We start from the raw sequence: 5,703 nt of genomic DNA on the forward strand, positions 1-5,703 counted from the left end.
GTGCTACAAGAAGTCAAGACAGTTTTTTTGAAAAATTAAGGTGTATACAAGATTAATTACTTAGATATTTCTATAATACAAAGGTCTTGATCTCCTCTTCCTGTATGGAAATTGAGGGGAATAGCGCCAATTAGACATTGTCCACAGGTGGAGGACATAGTATAAGCGAAGGCGTGGGAGAAATGGTTTCCTCCTACACCCAAGATCACCCCAAAGCGCTGAAATGTTGGTAAAATTTCATCCTCTTCATAAAAGATTGGTTCGTTAGAACGAATCTTTTATGAAGAGGGCAGCAAGCGAAGCGCGGTAGGATTTTTTAAGTTTAGATATAAATATAAGACAACTTTCTTGACGAACACCGCTACTGTTATTCACATGTGGATAACAGTACAACATCCCGGTTATACACAGCAGCTGGTGTATGGTTATCCAATGACTGGTGTGGTAAGTAGTGGTTGTGTAGATGGATATAGCGTTCCACACCTTGCCTCGTTTCTCGCGGGCTAGTATAGTCGTTGATATAAATCTCATTGTACTTCAGGCTACGCCAGAACCGTTCTATAACGATGTTGTCCTTTGCACGGCCTTTGCCATCCATGCTGATGCGGATTTCGTTCTCCTTTAGCAAATCTGTGTACTGTGGGCTGGTAAAGTGGCTCCCTTGATCACTGTTAATAATGGCGGGTTTGCGTTTGGCTAGCGCCCTTCTCATAGTCTCTAATACGAACCCGATTTCAAGGCTTTGATCCAATTGCCAATCCACAATGAAGCGAGAATACCAATCCATGATGGCGTAGAGGTACATCCAGCCTTGCTTCATCCGGATATACGTGATATCCACACTCCAAACCTGGTCGGGCTGAGTAATGTTTAGCCCTCGAAGTAGGTAGGGGTAGATCCGGTGCTGGAGATCCCGTTTGCTAAGGTTCGGACCGGGATAGATAGCCATAATACCCATCTCTCGCATGTACTTTCTTACTGTATTTTCGTGAATAAGATCCCCTTCTCGATTCATAATGGCAGCTATCTTTCGATAGCCCAGAAAAGAATGCTTTGTGTATAGCTCATCAATCCGGTGCTTGAGGCGAATTTCCTCCGGAGAGGGAGGGACCGGCTTATAGTAAAGACTGGTGCGGTTTAGATTAAGTAAATCCGCTTGTACGAGGATGGAGTGTTCGGAGCAATCCCATTCTATGAGATCAATACGCTCTTCACGAGTAAAGTTAGAGGCCAGATTTTTTTTTAAGCCACGACAATTGGGTGGTTAACTTACCAACCTCGGCGTAGAGTTCATTGATTTGTTGTTCATATTCTTTTTTCATTTTGGTGATACCTTTACGATCATCAACAAACAGCTGTGAGAGGTTTTGTACCACCTCGGATTTCCACCGGTTGAGGACATTGGTATGGATCCCATGCTCAGAAGCGAGCTGTGAAACTGACTTTTCTTCCTTTAGGATTTCCAGTACAATTTGCGCTTTTTCTTCTGGGTTAAACTTTCTTCGAGTGGTTGACATACAACTAAGAAACTCCTTTTTTATTGTCTAGTTTATATGTAGCATTATATTGTTTTGTGCATAAACACAAATATAATCGGACTGGACGTCTAAAAGCTTGCCCATTTTACATTCCGGTCCGCCTTTATACACCTGCACCTCCTCGCCGATTAAAGATTGAAGAAAGGAATGGTACGAGTCCAAATGAGAAGAATGGTCCGTTGAATTAACTTTCTTATTTTCCATCTAAATGTTCCTCCTTGTCATATATCCATAGGGGATATTTATACTCCATATATACGTATCCTAATCTTCCCATGCGCTGAAGAAAAAGCCTATTATTCTAAATTTCAACACATGCCTATTCATAGAAAATCTACTAGCTTCTCACGTAAATATAAGTTTCTATCTCTTATAAATTGGTAAATAAATTCAGGTTCTTGATCAAAAGCTTCAATATTTTTCTGAATATAGGGATCCTGAGCAACAAATGGACGGAGCAAGTTGTGCATTTTTTCTACTTTTGCTGTCATCGTATCAACAGTAAACTGCTCTTCCAAAATGGCTTTTAAAATATTTCCGTACTGCCGCCGAAATGAGGAAACACCAAGCAGCCTAGCCGTTAATGTATTGAAACCTTGGGCACGAACGTAATCAAACTCCATTACATCGCCGTGAATATCCCTGCCCCAAGTCGCATCGTAATCCCAGGGGATGATCTCAAAAAGGCCGGTTTCATTATTTTGATACAGGGCGTAATTATGAACAAAACCATCGTAGTTTTGGGTGCAAACTACACCGGCAAGCCAGCGTAAATATTTATCAATATCTAAAAGCTTTTGAATTACATGTTCAAATTCAGCTTTTGTAGCGGTGTTTAATTTATAAACAAAATTGGCTAGTTTTTGCGAGTCGTTCTGCTGGCCAACTTTTCGCTCATATCCCGAGTCGAGCTGATTCTTTGTAGTTTTTTCAATCGGGCTGATCAAAGAAAAATTTGCATCATCATCTACCGCATAAAAAATGGAACCGTTTGGCAGGTTTCTTTTTTTTAAAAAGTATTCGTCAACAGACTCCAGCAGTAAATAGACTCCTTCGTTATGGCCGTTTATAAAAAGTTGAACATGCTGGGAAGCAGGGGACAATGTACCGATATCAGCAAAAAAATCGAGGGAGAGTTTATTCCTGATGAGTGATGGATCTTTATATTCAGCATTTAGATGGATCTCATGGACTCCAGTAAACACCTTTGGTTTGTAAAAGGTAATATGATACGATTTTTTCTTGAATTTTCGAATATGAGACCCCCGATAGGCAAGATCAATTTCAACCTTCTTCTTTCCGTATTTCAAAGATGCTGGAACAGGTTCATCAATCCAGATATCTGACTTCAATTCTTTCAAATCCATAGGATGAATATATAAATAGTATTGAGGAATCGACATCTAGCAGGCTCCTTTACTCTTTTAGTTATTCCTATGTTGCAGAATTTGTACTGGTAACCCTAGACATCCGTATATTTTTTCCAAAAAGGTACACTTGTCTAGGCAAAATGAACTATAAACACGTACTTTGTAGTACGGAACAGGGATTGAATTTTTGATTCAACACCTTTTCAATACAATAAAGGAGGGCTATGATATGGTGAATTTACACCAAGATGATATTGAAAGTGCTGTAGCTGGCTTGCAGGAAGCCGGTTTGGATGATTTCTTGTATCAAGAGCCAACATCGAACAAACGGACTTCAAGATGCAGGCGAACAAGCAGAAGGTCACGCAGCACAGGGCATTCCCGAAGAAGTCGGAGAACTAGAGGAACAGGCAGATCTCGCGGAACTCACAGGAGCAGAGGATCAAGAGGTTCACGCAAATCACATAGAAGCAAAAGATCAAGAGGTTCACGCAGGTCACGAAGAAGCTGCCGATCCAAGAGATCCCGCCGGTCGCGCCGCAGCAGAAGATCAAGAACATCTGGCCGTTCGCGTAGAAGCAGAAGGTCAAGAGGCAGCCGCCGATCGCGAAGAAGCAGAAGGTCAAGAAGTTCTCGCCGTTCAAGAAGAAGCAGGAGATCAAGGACAACTGGCCGTTCAAGATCCAGCCGGCCGTTTCGCTTTACGAGAGAAAAAAGATATTGGCACAATGGCAATATGCAGGAATTACGTTTGCAAAGGTAATTAAAAAGAGTCCCCTTGTTCAAAGGGGACTCTTAGTTGTATAAGTTGAGCAATAACGGCAATAGTAGGAAAAGGAAAAAATGTGAAACGAGTGATTCAAATGATGCAGATAGTCAAAAAAAGTGTAACAGTAATTCTTGTTTTTTTGCTGCTTACTTCATCTGCAGTTGAGGCGGCAGGTAATAGGGAACAATGGAGTGATGACATTGACCGGCTTTTAAATGAAGATCCCAACTTAAATGGATCAATTGCTGGTGTCAGCATTCGTTCTGCCAAAACCGGGGAAATTCAGTATGAACATTTTGCGAATCTGCGTTTACGGCCTGCATCCAATCTGAAATTGTTGACGGCTGCAGCCGCTTTGTCCGTTCTTGGAGAAAATTATACTTTTTCCACTGAGATTTTGGCAAAAGGAAAACTAAAAAAAGGCATCCTGCAAGGGAATCTTTACTTAAAAGGCAAAGGTGACCCGACCCTTTTGCCAAACGATTTCGATCAAGTTGCATTCCAGCTTAAGAATATCGGAATTAAGAAAATACAAGGTGATGTAATTGGCGATGATACTTGGTATGATCGTGTCCGCTATTCCGTTGATTTGCCATGGAGCGATGAACAAACGTATTATGGTGCGCCGATTTCCGCTTTAACCTTGTCACCTACAAATGACTATGATACGGCCACAGTTCTTTTAGAAGTGAAACCCGGCAGGCAACTCGGCAAAAAAGCCCATGTTGAATTTACACCTAAAACACATCCATTAAAAATAGTGAATCAAACAAAAACAGTTCAAGTAAAAGAGGAAACAAAGTTGACATTCGAGCGGGATCACATAACCAATACGGTTACAATAAATGGAACGATTTCGCAAAATGAAAAATCAGTAAAAGGGTGGATGGCCGTCACGAATCCCACTGTATACACTACCGAAGTTTTTAAACAATCATTGCTGGATAATGGAATAAAGGTAAAGAGGAAAGCAATGACTGGAAAAACGCCTCAATCTGCAAATTTGCTAGTGAGCCGAAAATCAATGCCACTTTCGAAACTGCTCGTTCCATTTATGAAATTGAGTAATAATGGGCATGCCGAAATTCTTGTCAAAGAAATGGGGAAGAAGGTCTACGGTACAGGGAGTTGGGAAAAAGGCCTGCAGGTAATGCATACAAAACTCCGCCAATTTGGTATCCATTCAGACCAGATTGTGATACGAGATGGTTCAGGAGTTTCCCATATGAATTTAATAACGGCCAATCAACTAAGCCAGTTTTTATTTGCTGTTCAAAAGGAACCATGGTTCCCGGTCTTTTATCAGTCAATGCCGCAAGCAGGTTCTCCTGAGAAAATGATTGGGGGCACATTGAGAAAACGATTAAAGGACAAGGAACTTACTGGAAAAGTACGGGCAAAAACCGGCTCGATTACATCTGTTAGTTCATTGTCAGGATATGTTCAGACGAAAAATAGCGGAACGGTTGTTTTTTCCATTCTCTTGAATAATTTGCTTGACGAATCCAAAGGGAAGGCAATTGAGGATCGGATTGTTCGCATTTTAGCTAATTCTTAGGCAGAAAGAATAAAATTTTTGGTCGAAAATGGTGGAAAAGATGGTATACTTGTTGGCGGAAGCTGTTTATTATAAACCGTTACAAACATATTTTTAAAAGAGAGGGGTCTTCGATGGAAAAATTCACGGGTGCATCTCTTTTAGATGTTATAGGGGAATTATTTTCAGATGAAACATCATTAGCGGTTGCGAACGAACAGCATTATATTTATTACCGCCCCAGCAAACGGATCAATTTAAAAATAAAACCAGGCGATCTGGTTAAAGAGGGAACCATCACCTATAAAGCGTTGAAGGAAAAACAAAAGGTTTCCGAATTTGTTCATCGCGATGTACTTGGCATTCCTTATCACGGAATTGCTGTCCCCTATTTCCAAGGAGAAGAACTAAAAGGCTGTGTAACAGCAATTTCACCTGCACTTTCAGATGCAAAATCCGTTGTCACGGTGAAAATTAATGACGGCTTAT

The 5,703-nt window shown here is 40.9% G+C and carries 5 protein-coding genes and 2 pseudogenes; 4 read left to right on the forward strand and 3 right to left on the reverse strand.

Annotated elements, in window-relative coordinates; genetic code table 11:
• Window positions 1–367 precede the first annotated feature (367 nt).
• From ACQYAD_RS05045 to ACQYAD_RS05055, 3 genes are all read right to left on the reverse strand, one after another.
• A protein-coding gene (locus ACQYAD_RS05045; protein ID WP_430234555.1) for an IS3 family transposase occupies window positions 368–1,517 on the reverse strand; the annotation gives its coding sequence in 2 pieces (ribosomal slippage) (window positions 368–1,244 and window positions 1,243–1,517; 1,152 coding nt in all).
• A gap of 27 nt (window positions 1,518–1,544) precedes the next feature.
• Window positions 1,545–1,742 carry a hypothetical protein gene (locus ACQYAD_RS05050; protein WP_430236112.1) on the reverse strand — a complete coding sequence of 66 codons (198 nt, stop codon included), beginning with the start codon at window positions 1,740–1,742 and terminating at the stop codon, window positions 1,545–1,547.
• Between the two features lie 119 nt (window positions 1,743–1,861).
• Window positions 1,862–2,941, reverse strand: a complete 1,080-nt coding sequence (locus ACQYAD_RS05055) for a CotH kinase family protein (RefSeq protein WP_430236113.1) — start codon at window positions 2,939–2,941, stop codon at window positions 1,862–1,864.
• Window positions 2,942–3,137: 196 nt separating this feature from the next.
• Between ACQYAD_RS05055 and ACQYAD_RS05060 the strand changes: the two are divergent.
• The 4 genes and pseudogenes from ACQYAD_RS05060 to ACQYAD_RS05075 all read left to right on the forward strand — a co-directional run.
• Window positions 3,138–3,191 (forward strand): annotated as a pseudogene (locus ACQYAD_RS05060) (hypothetical protein); the annotation flags it as partial.
• 10 nt (window positions 3,192–3,201) lie between these two features.
• Window positions 3,202–3,675: a hypothetical protein gene (locus tag ACQYAD_RS05065; protein WP_430236115.1), complete on the forward strand. Its 474-nt coding sequence runs from the start codon at window positions 3,202–3,204 to the stop codon at window positions 3,673–3,675.
• A gap of 96 nt (window positions 3,676–3,771) precedes the next feature.
• Window positions 3,772–5,235: a D-alanyl-D-alanine carboxypeptidase/D-alanyl-D-alanine endopeptidase gene (dacB, locus tag ACQYAD_RS05070; protein WP_430236114.1), complete on the forward strand. Its 1,464-nt coding sequence runs from the start codon at window positions 3,772–3,774 to the stop codon at window positions 5,233–5,235.
• Between the two features lie 113 nt (window positions 5,236–5,348).
• A pseudogene (locus tag ACQYAD_RS05075) lies at window positions 5,349–5,703 on the forward strand (LytTR family transcriptional regulator); the annotation flags it as partial.

Source organism: Neobacillus sp. SM06, assembly GCF_050496765.1.
Lineage (GTDB): Bacteria > Bacillota > Bacilli > Bacillales > Cytobacillaceae > JAEVLT01.